We start from the raw sequence: 591 nt of genomic DNA, 5'->3' as shown, positions 1-591 counted from the left end.
ATCCCAGTGAGTCAACGGATTGTTCTGAACGTAGGTGTAAAGGTTCAACGAAAGAGGATTATCTATCTGTCCCTCATAGCTATCTTATGCTATAAAGCTCAGACCCCAAAGACAGAGAAGTCCTATCCATAAAATAGCACTTCTTTACGGTTTTTGGTACTCATTTTCAGTTGTTTAGCAGCACATTTTTGGTTTCAAGTGGGGCTTCCCGTCTAACCCGCCAGTTATAGGAAAGCTCCAACCCATTAAAACCAAGATTCCTCCCGCGCCTTCGCTTGAGCTTCGTCCACACCTTTTTTTAAAGACGGCTTAACTCTATCATTTTCAGCTATTTCTCACGGGTTCTCTGCTCGCAGCAAAGGTTCCGACAGGCGATACACGGTTTTACTTTTCAGTATCCCGTACACGATGTTGACCAGTCGCCGCATAATGCAGATGATCGCTTGCTTCTTCGTTTTACCTTCCGCGAGCTTGCGGTGAAAGTATTCATGAAACAGCGGATTCCTCGGCGTTTTCGTGCCTCGATGCACGACAAGCTGCCGGATCGCCAGCGCTTTGAAGATATCGTGCAAGCTGCGGTCGCCTTGCTTG

1 pseudogene is annotated in these 591 nt (G+C 47.0%); it reads right to left on the bottom strand.

The annotated features are described in order from the left end of the window. Window positions 1-335: 335 nt before the first annotated feature. Window positions 336-591: pseudogene (locus tag ABRS97_RS28105) on the bottom strand (IS110 family transposase); the annotation flags it as partial.

Origin of the sequence: Paenibacillus tabacirhizosphaerae (assembly GCF_040812395.1) — a bacterium.
GTDB lineage: Bacteria > Bacillota > Bacilli > Paenibacillales > NBRC-103111 > Paenibacillus_E.
The sequence above is the reverse complement of the archived record's forward strand: the minus strand, read 5'-3'. Positions and strand labels throughout refer to the sequence as shown.